This window comes from Bradyrhizobium sp. McL0615 (genome assembly GCF_049993905.1).
GTDB lineage: Bacteria > Pseudomonadota > Alphaproteobacteria > Rhizobiales > Xanthobacteraceae > Bradyrhizobium.
This window is the reverse complement of sequence record NZ_CP188254.1, coordinates 5,279,763-5,299,814: the sequence shown is the minus strand read 5'-3', so window position 1 is coordinate 5,299,814 and position 20,052 is coordinate 5,279,763. Positions and strand designations below refer to the sequence as shown.

At 64.2% G+C, this 20,052-nt stretch carries 20 protein-coding genes; 14 read left to right on the top strand and 6 right to left on the bottom strand.

Translation table 11 applies throughout. The features are described from left to right. Positions 1-12: 12 nt before the first annotated feature. Together adh and ACPPVP_RS25140 are read left to right on the top strand one after the other, a co-directional pair. Complete coding sequence (gene adh / locus ACPPVP_RS25145) at positions 13-1,530, top strand: aldehyde dehydrogenase (RefSeq protein WP_426525477.1); 1,518 nt, start codon at positions 13-15, stop codon at positions 1,528-1,530. A gap of 194 nt (positions 1,531-1,724) precedes the next feature. Continuing rightward, positions 1,725-2,144: a CBS domain-containing protein gene (locus ACPPVP_RS25140; RefSeq protein WP_426525475.1), complete on the top strand. Its 420-nt coding sequence runs from the start codon at positions 1,725-1,727 to the stop codon at positions 2,142-2,144. A gap of 115 nt (positions 2,145-2,259) precedes the next feature. Here the strand turns inward: ACPPVP_RS25140 and ACPPVP_RS25135 are convergent, their stop codons facing one another. Further along, positions 2,260-2,727, bottom strand: a complete 468-nt coding sequence (locus ACPPVP_RS25135; RefSeq protein ID WP_426525473.1) for an aminoacyl-tRNA deacylase — start codon at positions 2,725-2,727, stop codon at positions 2,260-2,262. Between the two features lie 242 nt (positions 2,728-2,969). Between ACPPVP_RS25135 and ACPPVP_RS25130 the strand changes: the two genes are divergently transcribed. Then, on the top strand, positions 2,970-5,237 hold the full coding sequence (locus ACPPVP_RS25130; RefSeq protein WP_426525471.1) for a caspase family protein: 2,268 nt from the start codon (positions 2,970-2,972) through the stop codon (positions 5,235-5,237). Between the two features lie 45 nt (positions 5,238-5,282). Here ACPPVP_RS25130 and ACPPVP_RS25125 read toward each other — a convergent pair whose 3' ends face one another. The 5 genes from ACPPVP_RS25125 to ACPPVP_RS25105 are packed head-to-tail and all read right to left on the bottom strand — an operon-like array spanning position 5,283 to position 9,350. Further along, positions 5,283-6,428 (bottom strand): acyl-CoA dehydrogenase family protein, encoded by a 1,146-nt coding sequence (locus ACPPVP_RS25125; protein WP_426525469.1) that lies wholly within the window; start codon positions 6,426-6,428, stop codon positions 5,283-5,285. 15 nt (positions 6,429-6,443) lie between these two features. Then, positions 6,444-7,271 carry an SDR family NAD(P)-dependent oxidoreductase gene (locus ACPPVP_RS25120; protein ID WP_426525467.1) on the bottom strand — a complete coding sequence of 276 codons (828 nt, stop codon included), beginning with the start codon at positions 7,269-7,271 and terminating at the stop codon, positions 6,444-6,446. Between the two features lie 17 nt (positions 7,272-7,288). Continuing rightward, entirely contained in the window at positions 7,289-7,705 is a 417-nt protein-coding gene (locus ACPPVP_RS25115; protein WP_426525465.1) for a MaoC/PaaZ C-terminal domain-containing protein, read from the bottom strand. Then, positions 7,702-8,157, bottom strand: a complete 456-nt coding sequence (locus ACPPVP_RS25110; RefSeq protein WP_426525463.1) for a MaoC family dehydratase N-terminal domain-containing protein — start codon at positions 8,155-8,157, stop codon at positions 7,702-7,704. Before ACPPVP_RS25110 ends, ACPPVP_RS25115 begins: the two co-directional genes overlap by 4 nt. An 8-nt stretch (positions 8,158-8,165) precedes the next feature. Continuing rightward, positions 8,166-9,350, bottom strand: coding sequence for a lipid-transfer protein (locus tag ACPPVP_RS25105; RefSeq protein WP_426525461.1), 1,185 nt, complete (start codon positions 9,348-9,350; stop codon positions 8,166-8,168). A 99-nt stretch (positions 9,351-9,449) separates the two neighbouring features. Here ACPPVP_RS25105 and ACPPVP_RS25100 point away from each other — a divergent pair, with 99 nt between their 5' ends. The 11 genes from ACPPVP_RS25100 (at position 9,450) to rseP (ending at position 20,043) form a co-directional block, all read left to right on the top strand. Next, the gene (locus tag ACPPVP_RS25100; protein WP_426525459.1) at positions 9,450-10,148 is read left to right on the top strand and encodes a TetR/AcrR family transcriptional regulator; all 699 of its coding nucleotides are present in this window, start codon (positions 9,450-9,452) and stop codon (positions 10,146-10,148) included. Continuing rightward, positions 10,145-11,701, top strand: coding sequence for an acyl-CoA synthetase (locus ACPPVP_RS25095; RefSeq protein ID WP_426525457.1), 1,557 nt, complete (start codon positions 10,145-10,147; stop codon positions 11,699-11,701). The genes ACPPVP_RS25100 and ACPPVP_RS25095 overlap by 4 nt, the downstream gene beginning before the upstream one ends. A gap of 120 nt (positions 11,702-11,821) precedes the next feature. Next, a complete protein-coding gene (locus ACPPVP_RS25090) occupies positions 11,822-12,163 on the top strand; it encodes a carboxymuconolactone decarboxylase family protein (protein WP_426525455.1) in 342 nt (113 codons plus the stop codon). 327 nt (positions 12,164-12,490) lie between these two features. Next, positions 12,491-13,489 (top strand): 30S ribosomal protein S2, encoded by a 999-nt coding sequence (locus ACPPVP_RS25085; protein WP_426525453.1) that lies wholly within the window; start codon positions 12,491-12,493, stop codon positions 13,487-13,489. Positions 13,490-13,623: 134 nt separating this feature from the next. Further along, the gene (gene tsf / locus ACPPVP_RS25080) at positions 13,624-14,577 is read left to right on the top strand and encodes a translation elongation factor Ts (RefSeq protein ID WP_426525451.1); all 954 of its coding nucleotides are present in this window, start codon (positions 13,624-13,626) and stop codon (positions 14,575-14,577) included. Positions 14,578-14,612: 35 nt separating this feature from the next. Continuing rightward, positions 14,613-15,329 (top strand): UMP kinase, encoded by a 717-nt coding sequence (gene pyrH / locus ACPPVP_RS25075; RefSeq protein WP_426525449.1) that lies wholly within the window; start codon positions 14,613-14,615, stop codon positions 15,327-15,329. A 67-nt stretch (positions 15,330-15,396) separates the two neighbouring features. After that, positions 15,397-15,960 carry a ribosome recycling factor gene (gene frr / locus ACPPVP_RS25070; RefSeq protein WP_426525447.1) on the top strand — a complete coding sequence of 188 codons (564 nt, stop codon included), beginning with the start codon at positions 15,397-15,399 and terminating at the stop codon, positions 15,958-15,960. A 41-nt stretch (positions 15,961-16,001) separates the two neighbouring features. Next, positions 16,002-16,757, top strand: a complete 756-nt coding sequence (locus ACPPVP_RS25065; RefSeq protein WP_426525445.1) for an isoprenyl transferase — start codon at positions 16,002-16,004, stop codon at positions 16,755-16,757. Further along, positions 16,754-17,596, top strand: a complete 843-nt coding sequence (locus tag ACPPVP_RS25060) for a phosphatidate cytidylyltransferase (RefSeq protein ID WP_426525444.1) — start codon at positions 16,754-16,756, stop codon at positions 17,594-17,596. The genes ACPPVP_RS25065 and ACPPVP_RS25060 overlap by 4 nt, the downstream gene beginning before the upstream one ends. Positions 17,597-17,600: 4 nt before the next feature. Then, positions 17,601-18,824 carry a 1-deoxy-D-xylulose-5-phosphate reductoisomerase gene (gene dxr, locus ACPPVP_RS25055; protein ID WP_426525442.1) on the top strand — a complete coding sequence of 408 codons (1,224 nt, stop codon included), beginning with the start codon at positions 17,601-17,603 and terminating at the stop codon, positions 18,822-18,824. A gap of 43 nt (positions 18,825-18,867) precedes the next feature. Further along, positions 18,868-20,043, top strand: coding sequence for an RIP metalloprotease RseP (rseP, locus tag ACPPVP_RS25050; protein WP_426525440.1), 1,176 nt, complete (start codon positions 18,868-18,870; stop codon positions 20,041-20,043). Positions 20,044-20,052: the final 9 nt, after the last annotated feature.

Here is a 20,052-nt window from a genome sequence, read left to right as displayed (position 1 = left end):
CGAGGAACAGCCATGAACAAGGTCGAATTTTCACGAACTGCGAAGGCCCCGTTCGAAAGGCGATACGGGAACTACATCAACGGAAAATGGGCCGAGCCGCGCTCGGGCCGCTATTTCGAGAATTTCTCGCCGGTCAACGGCCGGCTGCTGTGCGAGATCGCGCGCTCCGATGCCAAGGACGTCGAAGACGCGCTCGACGCCGCGCACGCAGCCAAGCAAGCCTGGGGCCGCACCAGCGTCGCCGAACGCGCGCTGATCCTCAATCGCATCGCCGACCGCATGGAGGAAAACCTCGATCTGCTCGCGCTCGCCGAAACCTGGGACAATGGCAAGCCGATCCGCGAGACGACTGCGGCCGACGTGCCGCTCGCCATCGACCATTTCCGCTACTTCGCCGGCGCCATCCGCGCCCAGGAAGGCGGCCTTTCCGAAATCGACCACGACACCGTCGCCTATCATTTCCACGAGCCGCTCGGCGTCGTCGGCCAGATCATTCCGTGGAATTTTCCGCTGCTGATGGCGTGCTGGAAGCTCGCCCCGGCGCTGGCCGCCGGAAACTGCGTCGTGCTGAAGCCGGCCGAGCAGACCCCGGCCGCGATCATGGTGTGGGCAGGCCTGATCGGCGACCTGTTGCCGCCGGGCGTGCTCAATATCGTCAACGGCTTCGGCCTTGAGGCCGGCAAGCCGCTGGCGTCATCGCCGCGCATCGCCAAGATCGCCTTCACCGGCGAGACGTCGACGGGCCGGCTGATCATGCAGTACGCGAGCCAGAACCTCATTCCAGTAACGCTCGAACTCGGCGGCAAGTCGCCCAACATCTTCTTCGAGGACGTCATGGCCGAGGACGATGATTTCTTCGACAAGGCGATCGAAGGCTTCGTCATGTTCGCGTTCAACCAGGGCGAGGTCTGCACCTGTCCGAGCCGCGCGCTGATCCACGAAAAGATCTTCGACCGCTTCATGGAGCGGGCCTTGAAGCGGGTTGAGGCGATCGTCCAGGGCGATCCGCTCGATCCGGCCACCATGATCGGCGCGCAGGCGTCCTCCGAGCAGATGCAGAAGATCCTGTCCTATATCGACATCGGCCGCGAGGAAGGCGCGCAGGTGCTGACGGGCGGGACGCGCAACGACCTGCCGGGCGACCTTTCCGGTGGCTTCTATGTCAAGCCGACGGTGTTCAAGGGCAACAACAAGATGCGCGTCTTCCAGGAAGAGATTTTCGGACCGGTCGTTTCGGTCACCACCTTCAAGGACGACGACGAGGCGCTCGCGATCGCCAACGACACGCTCTACGGTCTCGGCGCCGGTATCTGGAGCCGCGACGCGAGCCGGCTCTATCGTTTCGGCCGCGCCATCCAGGCAGGCCGGGTCTGGACCAATTGCTACCATGCCTATCCGGCGCATGCCGCGTTCGGCGGTTACAAGCAATCGGGTGTCGGCCGGGAGACCCACAAGATGATGCTCGATCACTACCAGCAGACCAAGAACTTGCTGGTCAGCTACAGCCCGAAGAAGCTCGGCTTCTTCTGATTTCTTCTGGTTTGGCCGACATCGTTGCGCGCGGGGTGCATCAACCCGCGCGCAACGACGCGCTTCGCCAATTCAAGAAGTTGCCGGTGCTTTTTGCGATGCCGTTCCAGCCGATCCGTCGTATACTCAAGCCAAGGGGGAACTGTTCTGCATCACGTGAATACCACCTGAAATCGCAGCAACGGAGATCCGCCATGAAAGTCAAAGACGCGATGCACAAGGGCGTCGACTGGGTCAGCCCCGACACGCCGATTACCGAAATCGCAAAGCTGATGCGAGCGCACGATATCGGCTGCATTCCGATCGGGGAGGACGACAAGCTGGTCGGGATGGTGACCGATCGCGACATCGTCTGCAAAGGGCTTGCAGGCAACGGTTTCGATGCCAGTCGCGCCAAGGCGCGCGACGTGATGACCGAAGGCATCCATTGCTGCCGCGAGGACGACGACCTTGCGAAAGCGGTGCATCACATGGAGACGCTGAAAGTCCGCAGGTTGCCGGTGATCAACAAGAGCAAACGCATGGTCGGCATGATCAGCCTCGGCGATATCAGCCAGTTTACGTCAGGCGATCTGGTGTCCGGCTACGTGAAGAGCGTTGCGGCCCATCATTGAAGCGGCGGCCTGTTGCGACCGAATCGTCAAAAACGACTCGCACCTGTTCGACCGCGAACGGGTGCGGGGCGTCCTGCTTGAAGTCGCTTGACCGTGCAGGCGCGGAACGAGCGGCTCAATCGTGCGTGCTGAAGTGGCCGTGCCAGGCCTTCGCTGTCAGCCGCGCGAATTGCGCGCCCTCCATGCGGATCAGCGTGGCGTGATCGCCGCTTTCCATATAGACATGCCGCCGCGCATCGATGCTGTCGTCGATGATGACGTCCAGCCCGTAGCATTCGCCGAGCGGCGGGACGGCCCCGCGGTCGCAGTCCTCGAACAGCCGTTCGATTTCGTCCTCGCTCGCGAGATCGACCTTGTGGCCGAGCTGACTTTTCAGGGCCGACAGATGCAGGTGACGGGAGGCCGGAAGCACGGCCATCATGTAACCGCCGTCCCGGCGCAGCACGACCGCCTTGGCGAGTGCCTCGCCCGGCACATGGCAGGCTTCCGCCGTGCGTGTCGACGACATCGTGGGGACGTGGGGGATCAGGTCGTAGGTGACGCTCTGGTCCAGATACTTTTGCAGGGTCGGGGAAACGGTCATGGCGATTCCTCCATTGCGTGGGCAATTCGCACACCGGGAGGAACTCGCGCCGTCGCCTCACGATGCAGGCGAACACGATCTCGAACAAAGGATACGCCCGCCAAACGGCCGCGACAATGCGAATTTCGATGCCGGAACCGGACGGCGCGAGCACTATGCCTTGCTGAGAGCGCAATTATTCAAGAAATGTTCATTTTAAAGCGCGCTCCATGTAAGCGCAGGCGGCGATAGGGTGGAATCCCATGCGAGTAGTAAGAAATTTGTCGATTCTCTCGGCGTGTCTCGTCGCGATATCGGGACTGGCGGGACATTTGAGCAGAGCCGCCGCGCAAGCGCCGGAAAAGCGCATTGCGCTGGTGGTCGGCAATGGCGCCTATGCGAAATCGCCGCTGGCGACGGCGGCCAACGATGCCGGCCTGATCGCGCAGACCTTGCAGGCGGCCGGCTTCGACGTGATCGGCGCCCGCGATCTCGATGGCGACACGCTGCGCAAGAGTTTCCGCGACTTCATCAACAAGGCCGAAGCCTCGGGGCCGGACACGGTCGCGATGGTGTATCTGGCCGGTTACGGGCTGCAATTGGCCGGCGAGAACTATTTCGTGCCGGTCGATTCCGCGATCAACCGCGATACCGATGTGCCGATCGAGGCGCTGCGGACCGGCGATTATATCCGCCAGCTCGCCTCGCTGCCGCTGAAGGCCGGCATCGTCGTGCTGGACGCGGCGCGCCAGCAGCCTTTCGTCAACGGACAGATCGCCAGCGGCCTCGCCCTGGTGGAAGCGGACCCGCACATGCTGATCGCGTTCAACGCGGCGCCCGGAACGGTCGCGCCGGCCGAGCAGGGACCGTACGGCGCCTACGCCCAGTCGCTGGCCGAGATGATCCGGACCGGCGGATTGCCGCTGCCTGAAGTTTTCAATCGCGTGCGGCTTCGCGTCAACGAGACGAGCAAGGGCGCGCAGGTGCCCTGGGACAACCAGAAGGTCGACGCGGCCTTCACGTTCTTCGAGCGTGCACCGGATGCGCCCGCAGCACCGGCGCCGGATCAGGCCGCCGCCGCCCGCAGCAAGCCGATCCGCGAGCTCGGTGTGCGGGACGCCTATGCCGCGGCGCTGGAGCGCGACACGCTGCCGGCCTATGAGGATTTTCTCGGCGCCTATCCCGATGATCCCATGGCGAAGCGGGTGAGGGCGATTGCGGCGGCGCGTCGCGAGGCGATCACCTGGCGCCGCAGCTATCGCGCCGACACGCCGAACGCCTATTGGTCGTATCTGCAACGCTACCCGCGCGGGCCGCATGCCGCAGATGCGCGCCGCCGGCTTGCCATCCTCACCGCGCCGCAGGAGCCGCCGCCGTCATTTGACGTCATCGACTACGACGTGCCGCCGCCGCCGCCGGAAGAGTTCATCTATGTCGACCGGCCGGTGCTGGCCTTCGGCGATCCCGAATTCGATTTTCTGCCGCCGCCGCCTGCGCCGGTCTACTACCTGCCGCCGCCGCCGGACGATTTCGTGATATTGGAGCCGCCGCCACCACCGATCGGGCTGTTCATCCTGCCGCAGCCGTTCTTTGTGCCGATTCCGGTCTATGTGCGGGCTCCGATCTATGTTGCGCCGCCGCCGAACAACATCATCTTTGCCAACATCCACAACAGGACCGTCATCAACAACGTGATCAACCGGCCGCCACAGCCAGCTGCCCCGGTGGGCGGACTTGGCACCGGACTTGGCACCAAGGCTGGCGGACGCCCCGGCTCGCCGGTGGCGCCGGCGCAGGGTGGCGCCACGCCGACACTGCCGCCTGCGGTGGCGCAGAGGGCGACGCTGATCCAGCAGGGCAAGGCGCCGGTGCCGCCGAGCGCCGCGATCAATCCTGCCACAAAGGCTGTTTTGCCCGGCGCGGGGCAGGCCGGAAGGCCGAACGCGACGCTGCCGGCCAATGCGCCGGGCGCACTGCCTTCGACACAGCCCTTGTCGAGGACCAATACGCTGCCGGTTCCGGGCACCAAGGGTGCCCCACCGCCGCCTCCGAGTGCTGCGGTATCGCCAGGCGCGGCCAATCCGAATGCCAGGCCCGCACCTCTCGCTCCGGGCGGTGCCGGCGCGAGGCCCGCGATCGGGACCATTGCTCCCGCCGCTCCGGCTGGACAGCCGAGGGTCGCAACCCCGCCACCCGGCGCCTCCGCGCCGCCAAGGCCCGCCGCTGCGATTGCCCCGAAACCTCAATTGCAGCCTGAGCTGCGGCGAGCGCCGCCGCCGGCCGCAGTACACGCGGCAAGGCCCCCGCCACCTCCGGTAACTCGCGTCGCTCCGGCACCACCGCCAAGGATGGCCGCCCCACCGCCGCGGATGGCCGCGCCGTCGCCGCCACCAAGGATGGCCGCTCCACCCCCACGGATGGCCGCGCCGCCACCACCGCGTATGGCGGCCCCACCGCCCCGGATGGCTGCGCCACCGCCGCGTCCGGCTCCGGCGGCGGCCAAGAAGTGCGCGCCGGGCGTTCGATGCTGATTGTTAACGGGCCAGATCCGCGCCGGCGTCTTTGCCGGCGCCGGGCTACAGCGACCGCGCGATCAGCAGCTTCATGATCTCGTTGGTGCCGCCGTAGATCTTCTGGATCCGTGCGTCCACGAACATCCGCGAGATCGGATATTCCTGCATGTAACCGTAGCCGCCGTGGAGCTGCAGGCATTCGTCCGCGGTCTCGACCTGCTTTTCCGAACACCACCATTTCGCCATCGAGGCCGTGACGGTGTCGAGTTCGCCGGCGACAAGGCGTTCGATGCACCAGTCGACGAAGACGCGCGCGATCATGGCCTCGGTCTTGCGTTCCGCCAGTTTGAACGCGGTGTTCTGGAATTCGATGATGGGCTTGCCGAACGCCTGGCGTTCCCTGGTGTAGTCAGCCGTCAGCTTGACCGCGCGCTCCATCGAAGCCACGGCGCCGACGGCAAGCGACAGGCGTTCCTGCGGCAATTGCTGCATCAACTGGACGAAACCGTTGCCTTCCTCGGCACCCAGCAGGTTCTCCGGCGGCGCCACCGCATTGTCGAAGAACAATTCGGACGTGTCTGACGCGTGCAGGCCGATCTTGTCGAGGTTGCGGCCGCGCCGGAATCCCTCGTTGCCCGCGGTCTCGAGCACGATCAGCGAGAGTCCCTTGGCGCCGGGTCCGCCGGTGCGCGCCACGACGATGATCAGGTCGGCGGCCTGGCCGTTGGTGATGAAGGTCTTCTGACCGTTGATGACGTAGTTGTTGCCCTGCTTGCGCGCGGTGGTCCGCACGCCCTGCAGGTCGGAGCCGGTGCCGGGCTCGGTCATGGCAATGGCGCCAACGAACTCGCCGCTCGCCATTTTCGGCAGCCAGCGCAGCTTCTGCTCCTCGGAGCCGTAGTTCAGGATGTAGTGCGCGACGATGGCGCTGTGCACGGAGACGCCGGTCGTGACTTCCGGCACCACGCTCTCGATGTCCTCGAGGATGGCGGCATCGTAGGCGAAGGTGGCGCCGAGGCCGCCATAGGCTTCCGGCACGCTCGGCAGCAAGGCGCCCATTTCACCCAGCGCCCGCCAGGCGGAACGATCGACCATTTTCTGCGTGCGCCATTTGTCGGCGTGCGGCGCCAGATCCTTGGCGAGAAATTTGCGGAACTGGTCGCGAAACACGTCCAGTTCGTCGGTCATCCAGGATGAACGATATTGCATCGGACAACCCTCACATCAAACGATCAGACCGCCGCCGGCGACGATCACCTGGCCGCTGATATAATTGGATTCCGGACTGCAGAACAAATAAACGGCGTCCGCCGCTTCCTCAGGCGTGCCGCCGCGTCCGAGCGGGATCATCCGGGCCATGGCGTCGAGCATCTGCGGCTGGACCCCGACCTTGATGTCGCGACCAGCCACGTCGATGGTCTTTTGCTGCGCCTCGATCGGCTGGGTGAGGCGGGTGTTGATCAGGCCGAAGGCGACGCAATTGACGTTCACCTTGTAGCGCCCCCATTCCTTGCACATCGTGCGCGTCAGTCCGATCAGGGACGCCTTGGCCGACGAATAGCTTGCCTGCCCGGCATTGCCGTAAAGCCCGGCAATCGAGGAGATGTTGACGACCTTGCGGAACACCTCGCGGCCGGCCTCGGCTTCCTTCTTCGCCATGATCCGGATCGGCTCGGCAGCCGCGCGCAAGATCCGGAAGGGGGCCACGAGGTGGACGTCGAGCATGGCCTGGAACTGCTCGTCCGTCATCTTCTGGATCGTCGAGTCCCAAGTGTAGCCGGCATTGTTGACGATGATGTCGAGCCCGCCGAAAGTATCGGTGGCGGCCTTGATGAACCGATCGGCAAAGCCCGGTTCGGCGACGCTGCCGTTGACCGCGATGGCCTCGCCGCCGGCCGCCTTGATCTCGTCAGCCACGGCGTCGCCCGGCGCCGCATCAAGGTCGTTGACGACGACGCGCGCGCCTTCGCTGGCGAGTTTCAGGGCGATGGCCCGTCCGATGCCGCGGCCTGATCCGGTGATCAGGGCGACCTTTCCCTTGAGCTTGGCCATTTGGAATCCTTCTGGTGTTAGATGGCGATGACGGCTTCGCCGGCAAGTTTGACGTCGCCGTTCTCGTCCTTGGTTGTCAGCGCAAGTTTCGCGCAGCGCTCGCCATTGTGTTCGACGAGCTCGGCGACATGGCCCTCGCAGGTCAGGCTCGCACCGAGTTGGGTGATGGCGACGAAGCGGGTTGCAAAGCTGCGCAGCCGCGGGGGAGCGATCGCGTCGGTCAGTGCCTGGCCGAGGCAGGCCATCACGAACATGCCGTGCGCGAAGACATCGGGATATCCTGCGGCCTTGGCGAAATCCAGATCGACGTGAATCGGATTGTGATCCCCCGACGCGCCGCAATAGAGCGCGAGCTTGTGACGGCTGATCGGCGGGAATTGCTTGTGCAAGACGCGGTCGCCAACCGCGAGCTGACGGTTCAAAGTCTCGCTCATGCGGCCACCTTGTTCAGCACCACGACCGTGCGGGAGCAGTCCGCGACGTGGACCCCGTGCTGGTTGGTGACCCAGGTTTCGACGACGGCCAGCGTCATGGCGCCGCCCTTCTTGTCGGTAATGCTGGCGATGCGCGGCTCGAAGCGCAGCGTATCGCCGACCTGGACGGGAGCCCGGTAGGTGAAGCGCTGTTCGCCGTGCAGCACCTGCTTAAGGTCGGCACCAAGCACGTCCAGGAATTCGAAGGCCTGTTCGGCGTCCATCATTTCCAGGCAAAAGAGATAGGTCGGCGGCACCGGTATTGCGGCGTAGCCGGCAGCTTTCGCAGCGCCGGCATCCGTGTAAACAGGATTACTCTCGCCGAGCGTCTCGCGGAAGAACCGCAGCCGCCCGGCTTCGACATGTGCGGTAACCGGCGCAAGGCTGCGCCCGACAACGGAATGATCGACCATGTCCGGCCTCAGGTGCGTTCGTAAAGGGTGACGACGCAGGCGCCGCCGAGACCGAGATTGTGCTGCAATCCACGGCGGGCGCCATCGACCTGCGTGGCGTCGGCGGTGCCGCGCAACTGGCGCGTCAGCTCGTAGCATTGCGCAAGGCCGGTGGCGCCGAGCGGGTGGCCCTTGGACAGCAGTCCGCCGGACGGATTGGTGACGAACCTGCCGCCATAGGTGTTGTCACCGTTGTCGATGAAGCGTTCCGCGCCGCCTTCGGGACAGAGGCCGAGGGCCTCATAGGTGATCAGCTCATTGTGCGCGAAACAGTCGTGCAGTTCGACGACGTCGATATCCTCGGGCCCGACGCCGGCGGCCTCATACACCTTGTTGGCCGCGCTTTGCGTCATGTCGAAGCCGACAACCTTCATCATGTCGCCGGCGTTGAAGGTCGAGGCCGTGTCTGTCGTCATCGCCTGCGCGGCGATCCGGACTTTCTTGTTCAGGCCATGCTTGCCGGCGAACCTCTCCGACACCAGTACGGCAGCCGCGGCGCCGCAGGTCGGCGGGCAGGCCATCAGGCGGGTCATGACGCCGGGCCAGATCACCTGATCGTTCATGACGTCGTCGGCAGTGACTTCCTTGCGGAACAGCGCCAGCGGATTGTTCCTGGCGTGTCGACTCGCCTTGGCGCGGACTTTCGCGAACGATGACAGCGGCGTGCCGTATTTCTTCATGTGACTGAGGCCGGCGCCGCCGAAATAACGCAACGCCAGCGGCACGCCGGGGGCATCGACGAGCTGGTCGGCGGCCGCGTCGAACTCTTCGAATGCGCTGGGCCGATCGGTGAAGACGGCGCCGAGCGCGCCGGGCTTCATCTGTTCGAAGCCGAGCGCCAGCACGCAGTCGAGCGCGCCGGATTCGATCGCCTGTCGCGCCATGAACAGGGCGGTCGAGCCGGTCGAGCAATTGTTGTTCACGTTGATGATGGGAATGCCGCTCATGCCGACCTGGTAGAGCGCGCGCTGTCCGCAGGTGGAGTCGCCGTAGACATAGCCGACATAGGCTTGCTGGATCATGTCGTAGCTGACGCCGGCGTCCGCGAGCGCGAGCCCGGTCGCTTCCGCGCCCATCACCGGGTAGGGCGCGTTCGCGCCCGGCTTGACGAAGGGGATCATGCCGACGCCGGCAACATAGACGCTCGATGTCATGGTGCGCTCCCTTAAATTACCCATTGGACTTTTTCTTACCCGTGGGTAATATACGGACAGCTTCGCCGCCAAGTCAACCGCGCCGGGACATTTTCAAGCATGGACGGATCAGCCTCTTCCCCGACCGGCCAGTCGCCGTGGACGCCGTTCGAAAGCCGCCGTCGCGCCCGCGACGAGAAGCGCGAAGCCGTGCTGCGTACCGCCGTGGCGCTGTTCCTCGAGCAGGGCTATCACGGCACCACGCTCAACCATGTGGCCGAGCGGCTGAACATCACCAAGCCCGCGCTCTACAATTATTTCCGCAGCAAGGACGAGATCCTCTACGAATGCTGGGCGATCGGCGCCGAACGCGTCGACGAGCGCATCGATGAAATCGCCGCTGCCGGTGGCACCGGGCTGCAGAAATTGCGTAAGCTGATTATCGGCTACGCCGAGACCATGACCACCGACTACGGCAAGAGCCTGGTGCGCTTCGACGTCCGCGACCTCACCGAGCACAACCGCAAAATCGTTCGCCTCGCCAAGAAGAAGATCGACCGGGCCTTTCGCGACTATATCGGGCAGGGGATCAAGGACGGATCGGTCAGGCCTTGCGACGTCAAGCTTTCGGCGTTTGCGATTGCAGGCGCGCTGAACTGGATCGGTCACTGGTACCAACCGAGCGGGGCGCTCGAAGCGGACGCCATCGCCGGCGAATTCGCGATCCGCCTCACCGAAGGGCTCGCGATCAAATCCACACGGAAAAAGGCGGACAAACCGCCGGTCAGGAAACGCAAGTCACGGGGAGATTTACGATGAACATCACGCACGGACTGCGGCGCGCGCTGCAGATCAATCCGAACGGCCTTGCCATCGTCTATGGCGATCGGCGTAAGAACTGGCGCGAGGTCGGCGACCGCGTGGCGCGGCTGGCGGCCGGTATCCGCGCCCTCGGCGCCCAACCCGGCGACCGCGTCGCGATGCTGTCGCTCAATTCCGATCGCTATCTCGAGCTTTATCTCGCAGCCGGCTGGTCCGGCACCGTGATTGTGCCGCTCAACATCCGCTGGAGCCCGCTGGAGAACGAAGACGCCATGCGCGACTGCCGCGCCGGCATCCTGTTCGTCGACAAGGCCTTCGCCGCCGTGGCCGCCACGCTTGCCAATACGATCCCGGGCCTCAAGCTGATTTATGCCGATGATGGCGATACGCCAGCCGGCATGGACAATTACGAAAAGCTGATCGAGCGCAGCGCGCCGATACCGGATGCGATGCGCGAGAGCGGTGATCTCGCGGGCATCTTCTACACCGGCGGCACTACGGGGCGCTCGAAGGGCGTCATGCTCAGCCACGGCAATCTGATGGTCAATGCGCTCAATGCGCTGGGCGAAGGCCTCTGGCCGAGCAGCACGGTCTACCTGCATGCGGCGCCGATGTTTCACCTCGCCAATGGCGCTGCGATGTATTCGGTGTTGCTGAGCGGCGGCTCGAATGTCGTCATCCAGGGCTTTACGCCCGATGGCGTGGCGTCGGCGATCCAGCGTGACCGCGTCACCGACGTTCTGCTGGTGCCGACCATGATCCAGATGTTCGTCGATCATCCGAAACTCGGCGATTACGACCTGTCGTCGCTGTCGGGGATCGCCTACGGCGCCTCCGTCATCAGCGATGCGGTGCTCAGCCGCGCCATGAAGGCCTTGCCCAAGGTGCAGTTCACGCAAGCCTATGGCATGACAGAACTGTCTCCAATCGCAACAATCCTGCACTGGAACGAGCATATCGGCGACGGCCGTGCCAAGGGCCGGCATCGCGGCGCCGGCCGCCCGACGCTTGGCTGTGAGGTCAAGATCGTCGACGCCGACGACAAGAGGGTGCCGACGGGCATCGTCGGCGAAATCGCGGTGCGCGGCGACAACGTCATGATGGGTTATTGGGAGCGGCCGGAAGAAACCGCCAAGGCTGTCATCGATGGCTGGATGCATACCGGCGACGGTGGCTACATGGACGAGGACGGCTTCGTCTACGTGGTCGATCGCGTCAAGGACATGATCATCTCCGGCGGCGAGAACGTCTACTCGGCCGAGGTCGAGAACGCGCTAGCGCAGCATCCGTCGGTGGCGCAATGCGCCGTGATCGGTATCCCGAGCGAGCGCTGGGGCGAGCAGGTGCACGCCATCGTCGTGGTCAGGGCAGGCGCGATGGCAGCCCCCGACGAGTTGATGGATTTCTGCAAGACGCTGATCGCAGGCTACAAATGCCCGCGCAGTGTCGAGGTCACGCAGACCCCGCTGCCGCTGTCCGGCGCGGGGAAGATCCTCAAGCGCGAATTGCGCAAGCCGTATTGGGAAAACCGCCAGCGCATGGTGAGTTGAGGCTGCGATTGGCGCGAGCGCCGGTCCGCCATAATTTCAAAAAGGTTCACAAAGCCGCGAACCGTTTTCCGTTCCCGCGCCCTCTATCAGTCGTCACAGCTGAACAGAGGGTAATTTTCCATGAGCCAATACCAGCGCCGTGAAGACCTGACCGGCATTCCCGATCTCCTCGGCCTTGCGGCCAAGGAGGGTAGCGCGTTCATGGCGTTCCATCATTCCATGGAACGTGAGGACGGGATCATTCCGAGGAAATACCGCGAGCTGATCGCGCTCGGCGTCGCGTTCACCACGCAGTGCGCTTACTGCATCGACGCCCATACCAGGCAGGCCCGTGCCAACGGTGCGACCAAACAGGAGATCGCGGAGGCGGCGTTCGTTGCCGCGGCCGTCAAAGCCGGAGGAACGCTGGCGCACTCGCTGATGGCGCTACGCATCTTCGATGAGGACGAGAAGGCGGCGTGAGGCAGCAGCGCCGAAGGGCGGGCCCGAAATAAGGATCTCGGAGGTTCTATAATACCGCCAAAATTGGGTATTTCTACTTTGCATGGGGTTGTTTTCGCACTTTTTGTATTCTGGCCTCGCGCAGGGGGAACGACCGGGATGCCTTGATGCGCCGCGCGGCCGCCTACCTGAGAAACCGGCCGTATTTCCTTGCTTCTGGCTAGAATCCGGCTATACACCGCGCCATCTCACACGGAAACATGGCTCAAAAGGCCGTCCGGTGGCAGCCGGGCCATAAGGCTCGTCTGCTCACACGTTTCCGGAGGAACCAACCGGAGAATCATCACTATGTCGCTACCCGATTTTTCTATGCGTCAGTTGCTTGAAGCTGGCGTGCACTTTGGCCACCAATCGCACCGCTGGAATCCGAAAATGGCGGAGTTCATTTTCGGTGCCCGCAACAACATCCACATCATCGATCTCGCCCAGACCGTGCCGTTGCTGCACACCGCGCTGAAGGCGGTCAGTGACACCGTCGCCAAGGGCGGCCGTATCCTGTTCGTCGGCACCAAGCGCCAGGCGCAGGACGGCGTTGCCGAGGCTGCCAAGCGTTCGGCGCAGTATTTCGTCAATTCGCGCTGGCTCGGCGGCACCCTGACCAACTGGAAGACGATCTCCGGTTCGATCAAGCGCCTGCGTCACCTCGATGAGGTGCTGGCGGGGGGCGAGGCCAGCTCGTACACCAAGAAGGAGCGGCTGACGCTGCAGCGCGAGCGCGACAAGCTCGACCGCTCGCTCGGCGGCATCAAGGACATGGGCGGTCTTCCCGACATGATCTTCGTGATCGACACCAACAAGGAAGACATTGCGATCCAGGAAGCGCAGCGGCTCAACATTCCCGTCGCCGCGATCGTCGATACCAATTCCGACCCCAAGGGCATCACCTACGTGGTGCCGGGCAATGACGACGCCGGCCGCGCCATTTCGCTGTATTGCGACCTGATTGCCCGCGCCGCCATCGACGGCATCTCGCGCGCCCAGGGCGACCACGGCATCGACGTCGGCGCCTCCGCTCAGCCGGCCCGCGAGGAAATTCCGGCAGCGCCCCAGCCCACCGGCTTCCAGGGTCTGGCCGGTCCGCGCGGTACCGCCGACAACCTCAAGAAGCTCACCGGCGTCTCGGGTGCGATCGAGAAGAAGCTCAACGACCTCGGCATCTTCCACTACTGGCAGCTCGCCGAGCTCGACCACGATACCGCGCACAAGATCGGTGAAGAGGTCGGTCTTCCGAGCCGCGCCGATGCCTGGGTTGCCCAGGCCAAGACGCTGACCGCGGAAGCGGAATAATTGGTACGCCGCGTGGCCGGGTCTTCCGGCCACCGGTTTTGCTCCCCAGATTACGACATTCCCTGGAGCTGACGGCGGCCCGGCGCAAATTGCGCGCCGCGCCCGCGGCTAACAGGCAAGAAGGATATTCGACGATGGCAACGATCACTGCGGCGATGGTCAAGGAACTGCGCGAGTCGACCGGCGCAGGCATGATGGACTGCAAGGCAGCGCTCACCGAAACCAGCGGCGACATGCCGGCCGCGCAGGATTGGCTGCGCAAGAAGGGCCTGTCGAAGGCCGCCAAGAAGGCCGGCCGCGTCGCGGCGGAAGGCCTGATCGGCGCGCTGACCTCGGGTGCCAAGGGCGTTGTGGTCGAAGTCAACTCCGAGACCGATTTCGTGGCCCGCAACGAGCAGTTCCAGGGCCTCGTCAAGATGATCGCCCAGGTCGCGCTGCACAATGGCGCTAACGTCGAGACGATCAAGGCGGCCAAGGTCGGCAGCGTCACCGTCGAGACCGCGATTTCGGACGCCATCGCGACCATCGGCGAGAACATGTCGCTGCGCCGTGCGACTTCGCTCGAAGTCAGCCAGGGCGTGGTGTCGAGCTACGTTCATGGTGCTGTGATCGACGGCGCCGGCAAGATGGGCGTGCTGGTCGCGCTGGAATCCGCCGGCAAGACCGATGAGCTCGCGCAGCTCGGCCGTCAGCTGGCCATGCACGTGGCGGCGACCAATCCGCAGGCGCTGGATCCGTCCGGCCTCGACCCGGCGATCGTGACGCGCGAAAAGGACGTGCTGGCCGACAAGTATCGCCAGCAGGGCAAGCCGGAGAACGTGATCGAGAAGATCGTCGAGTCCGGCCTGAAGACCTATTACAAGGAAGTCTGCCTGCTGGAGCAGGCGTTCATCCACGACGAAAAGGGCAAGTCGGTCGCCCAGGCGGTGAAGGAAGCCGAGGGCAAAATCGGCGCGCCTGTGAAGATTGCCGGATTTGTGCGCTATGCTCTCGGTGAGGGAATCGAGAAGCAGGAATCCGATTTCGCGGCCGAGGTCGCGGCGGCCAGCGGACAGAAGAAGCCTGGAGATCCCGAAGCGGTCGCATAAGCCGCGACTTTCGTTGGAAGGAGAGCGATCGCATCATGGCTGAGCCGGTCTATCGTCGCGTCGTGATCAAGCTCTCCGGCGAGTATCTCGCCGGCAGCCATTCCTTCGGCATCGACCAACCCACCGTTGACCGCATTGCCGACGATTTGATCGCGGCCCAGAAGCTCGGTGTCGAAGTGGCCGTCGTGATCGGCGGCGGCAACATCGTTCGCGGCGTCGAAGTCTCCTCGCGCGGCGTTTCGCGCCCGACCGGCGACACCATGGGCATGCTCGCCACCATGATGAACTGCCTGGCGCTGGAGGCCGCGATCGAGCGCAAGGGAACGCCGGCGCGGACACTGTCGGCGTTCGTAATGCCCGAGATTTCCGAGCTGTTCACCCGCAGTGCAGCGCACAAATACCTCGCCGAGGGCCGAATCGTGCTGCTCGGCGGCGGAACCGGCAATCCGTTCTTCACCACCGACACCACGGCGGTGTTGCGGGCGGCCGAGATCGGGGCGCAGGCCGTGCTCAAGGCCACCAATGTCGATGGCGTTTACAGCGCCGATCCCAAAAAGGACCCGTCGGCCAAGCGTTTCGACCGCCTGACGCATTCGCAGGCAATTGCCGGGGACTACAAGGTGATGGATGCGACCGCATTCGCGCTTGCCCGCGAGACGTCGCTGCCTATCATCGTATTCTCGATCGCCGAGCCGGGTTCGATCGGCGCGATGCTGCGCGGGACCGGCCACGGCACGGTTGTCGCCGGCTGACGTGCCGGTGCTGCTTCGATCGCGGGCCTGAAAGACGCCGGCGGTTGGTTTTCTAAGGGAGAGCGTTATGCCCACGCCTGGTTTTGACATCAATGAGTTGAAGCGCCGGATGCAAGGCGCCACCCAGTCGCTCAAGCACGAACTAGGCGGCTTGCGAACCGGGCGCGCGGCGGCTTCCATGCTGGAGCCGGTGCAGGTCGAGGCCTATGGCTCGCATATGCCGCTCAACCAGCTCGCAACCGTCAGCGTGCCCGAGCCGCGCCTGCTTTCCGTGCAGGTGTGGGACAAGTCGATGGTGAAGGCCGTCGAAAAGGCGATCGTCGATTCCAACCTCGGCCTGTCGCCCGCGACCGAAGGCCAGGTGTTGCGCCTGCGGATTCCCGAGCTCAACGAGGAGCGGCGCAAGGAACTGGTGAAAGTCGCGCACAAATATGCCGAAGCCGCCAAGGTGGCGGTGCGCCATGTCCGTCGCGACGGGCTGGATATCGTCAAGAAGCTCGAGAAGAATCACGAGATTTCCGAAGACGATCAGGAACGGCTCGCCAACGAGGTGCAAAAGGCGACCGACGGCACGATTGCGGAAATCGATCAGTTGCTTGCGGCGAAGGAAAAGGAAATCCTCACCGTTTGACGGCAACGTCCAAGAATCAAGATGGCTCTGGAATTCAGATAATGCCGAACGCCGCCGCCCCCGCACCGGAAGGATCAGATCGATCCGTTCCCCTGCATGTGGCGATCATCATGGACGGAAACGGGCGCTGGGCGGCCGCGCGCGGCCTGCCGCGTGCCGAAGGCCATCGCCGCGGCGTCGAGGCGCTGCGCCGCGTGGTCCGTGCCGCCCATGAACTCGGCGTGCTTTACCTCACGATCTTTTCGTTCAGCTCGGAAAACTGGTCGCGGCCGGCGACCGAAATCGGCGATCTGTTCGGACTGCTGCGCCGTTTCATCCGCAACGATCTGGCGACGCTGCATCGCGACGGCGTGCGGGTGCGCGTGATCGGGGAGCGGGCAGGGCTGGAGCCGGATATCTGCACGCTGCTGAACGAAGCCGAGGAACTGACCCGGGCCAATACCAAGCTCAATCTCGTGGTCGCGTTCAACTACGGATCGCGGCAGGAAATCGCAAACGCCGCGCAAAAGCTGGCGCGCGAAGTGGCGGAGGGCAAGCGCGATCCGGCATCGATCGACGCCGATACGCTCGGCCGCTATCTCGATGCGCCCGACATTCCCGATCCCGACCTGATCATCCGCACCAGCGGGGAGCAGCGGCTGTCGAACTTTCTGATGTGGCAGGCGGCCTATAGCGAACTCGTTTTCGTGCCGATCCACTGGCCGGATTTCGACAAGGATGCGCTGGAAAGCGCCATTGCCGAATATGCCAGGCGGGAACGCCGTTTCGGCGGTCTGGCTGCGAAAACCGGATCGTGACCGAGGACAAGGCCGCGCCGGCGGCAGCGCCCGATTCGCGCAATCTCGTCATGCGCATTGCCGCAGCCGCCGTGCTGATCCCGCTTGCGGTCGCGATCGCCTATGCGGGCGGCTGGCTCTGGACTCTGCTGGTGACGTTGGCGGCCATCGGCTTGTTCGTGGAATGGCTCGCGATCGTGGGTCTTGCCGGCGCCGCCCGCGTGACGGTGCCGGGTGTTGTTGCGCTTGCGGTCGCCGGGCTTTGCTTTGCGATTGGCCGACTCGATGCCGCGCTGATCGTACTGGCGGCCGGCTTCGTTGCGGTGGTGGCGATCACGCCGGAGCGGCGAAACTGGGCCGCGGCGGGATTTTTGTATGCGGCGGCGGCCGAAATCGCCTCGGTGCTGGTGCGTCTCGATCCCGTCAAGGGATTCGCCGCGCTGATGTTCGTGCTGCTGATCGTATGGGTGACCGATAGCGGCGGCTACTTTGCAGGCCGCGGCATTGGCGGGCCTAAACTTTGGCCGCGCGTCAGCCCGAAAAAGACCTGGGCGGGCGCCGTCGGCGGGTTGGCCGCGAGCCTCGCCGTGGCGTGCGGATTTGCCGCGTTCGATCTGGGCAGAGTAGGGCCGTTGTTGATGCTTTCCGGGGCGCTTTCGGTTGTCTCCCAGCTCGGCGATCTCTTCGAATCCGCCGTGAAGCGCCGTTTTGGCGTAAAGGACTCAAGTCACATTATTCCAGGCCACGGCGGGCTAATGGATCGCCTGGATGGATTTGTCGCAGCCGTCGTCGTGGCGGCTCTTTTCGGTCTTTTGCGGGGTGGCGCCGATGGCGTCGGCCGCGGTCTTATGGTTTGGTGAAATTATGAGCGCAGTTCCATTGCGTAACAACAAGGTCCCGCTGGCAGATGCCCGCACCGTGACGGTGCTGGGCGCGACCGGTTCCATCGGCGACAGCACCATGGATTTACTGCGCGGCGCGCGCGACCGCTATTCCGTCGAGGCGCTGACGGCGAATTCCAATGTCGACGCGCTGGCCAAACTCGCCAGAGAATTCGGCGCACGCTTCGCGGCGATCGCCGATCCGGCGCGGCTTGGCGAACTGAAGGATGCACTCGCAGGCACTGGCATCGAATGCGGCGCCGGCGAAAGCGCGATCATCGAGGCTGCCGCGCGTCCCGCCGACTGGGTGATGGCGGCGGTGAGCGGTGCGGCCGGGTTGAAGCCCGCTTTGGCGGCGGTCGATCGCGGCGCAACGGTCGCATTGGCCAACAAGGAATGCCTGGTCTGCGCCGGCGATTTCTTCATGCAGCGCGCGGCGAAAGCAGGGGCCTGCATCCTGCCGGCCGATTCCGAACACAACGCATTGTTTCAGGCGCTGTCTTCCGGCAACCGCGAGGAACTGGTGCGCGTGATCATCACCGCCTCCGGCGGTCCGTTCCGCACCTGGGCCGCCACCGACATCGAACAGGCGACGCTGGCGCAGGCGCTCAAACATCCGAACTGGAGCATGGGCCAGAAGATCACCATCGATTCGGCCTCGATGATGAACAAGGGCCTGGAAGTCATCGAAGCTTCCTATCTGTTCGCGCTGAGCGCCGACGAGATCGACGTTCTCGTGCATCCGCAGTCGATCATCCACGGCATGGTCGAATTCTCCGATCGCTCCGTCGTTGCCCAGCTCGGCGCGCCCGACATGCGCATTCCGATTGCCCACTGCCTTGGATGGCCCGACCGAATCGTCGGCCCCTCGGCGAGGCTCGATCTTGCGAAAATCGGGCAGCTGACCTTCGAGGCACCGGATTTCGAGCGGTTCCCGGGCTTGCGGCTGGCCTACGAGGCCTTACGTACCGGCCGTGGTGCGACCACGGTGTTCAACGCTGCCAATGAGGTGGCGGTGGCGGCGTTTATTGCCGGACAGATCAAGTTCGGTTCGATTGCGCGCCTCGTCGAAGCCACCATCAACGACTGGATTCGCGCCGGGAACCTTGCGCCTTTGAGCTCGGCCGACGACGCGATTGCTGTTGACCATAAAGCGCGAAATAGAGCCGCCTCCCTATTGCCTCAAATTGCCTTAAAGGCATCCTAGAGGGTTGGGGACGGAGCCGTCGGCTCTTGTCGAGGGGAACCTGATGACAGAGTTTTTTCTACATAGTTTCAGTACGTTGGGCCATGGGCTCGTCGGCTACATCATTCCCTTCCTGTTTGTCCTGACGATCGTCGTGTTCTTCCATGAACTCGGCCACTTCCTGGTCGCCCGATGGGCTGGCGTGAAAGTGCTGACGTTCTCGCTCGGCTTCGGGCCGGAACTCGTCGGCTTCAACGACCGCCATGGCACGCGGTGGAAGATCTCCGCGATCCCGCTCGGCGGCTATGTGAAGTTCTTCGGCGACGAATCGGAAGCCTCGATGCCGGCCTCGGCCGAAACGCTCGCCGGCATGACCGAGGAGGAGCGGGCGGGCAGCTTCCATCACAAGAAAGTCGGCGCACGCGCGGCCATCGTCGCCGCCGGTCCGGTCGCGAATTTCATTCTGGCGATCGTCATTTTCACCTGCCTTTTCACCTTCTTCGGCAAGCCGAGCACGACCGCGCGCGTCGACAAGATCGAAGCCTCAAGCGCCGCCGAGCGGGCGGGCTTCCAGGTCGGCGACATCGTGACCGCGATCGACGGCAAGAAGATCGGCACGTTCTCCGACATGCAGCGCCTCGTCAGCGTCCGTGCCGGCGACACCCTGACCTTCACCGTCAAGCGCGGCGATTCCACGCTGCAGTTGAAGGGCACGCCGGAACTGCGCGAAGTGAAGGATCCGTTCGGAAACACGCAGCGGCTCGGGATTCTCGGCATCACCCGTGCAACCTCGCCGGGCGAAGTGACCACCGAGAAGGTCGATCCGGCCAGCGCGCTTTGGCTGGGAATCAAGGAAACCTGGTTCGTCATCGACCAGACGCTGTCCTATATCGGCAACATCTTCACCGGCCGGGCGAGCGCGGACCAGATCGGCGGGCCGATTCGGATCGCGCAGATTTCGGGGCAGGTCGCCACGCTGGGGCTGATACCCCTGCTTCATCTGGCGGCGGTGCTGTCCATTTCGATCGGGTTGCTGAATCTGTTCCCGGTGCCCCTGCTCGATGGCGGCCACCTTTTGTTCTACGCGGCTGAGGTGCTGCGGGGGCGTCCACTGTCAGAAAAGTCGCAGGAATACGGGTTCCGCGTGGGGCTGGTTCTGGTTCTGATGTTGATGGTGTTCGCTTTCTATAACGACTTCCATCAGGTGCCCTGGCTGAAGGGGCTGTTCGGGAGATCGTAGAAGCGGCTT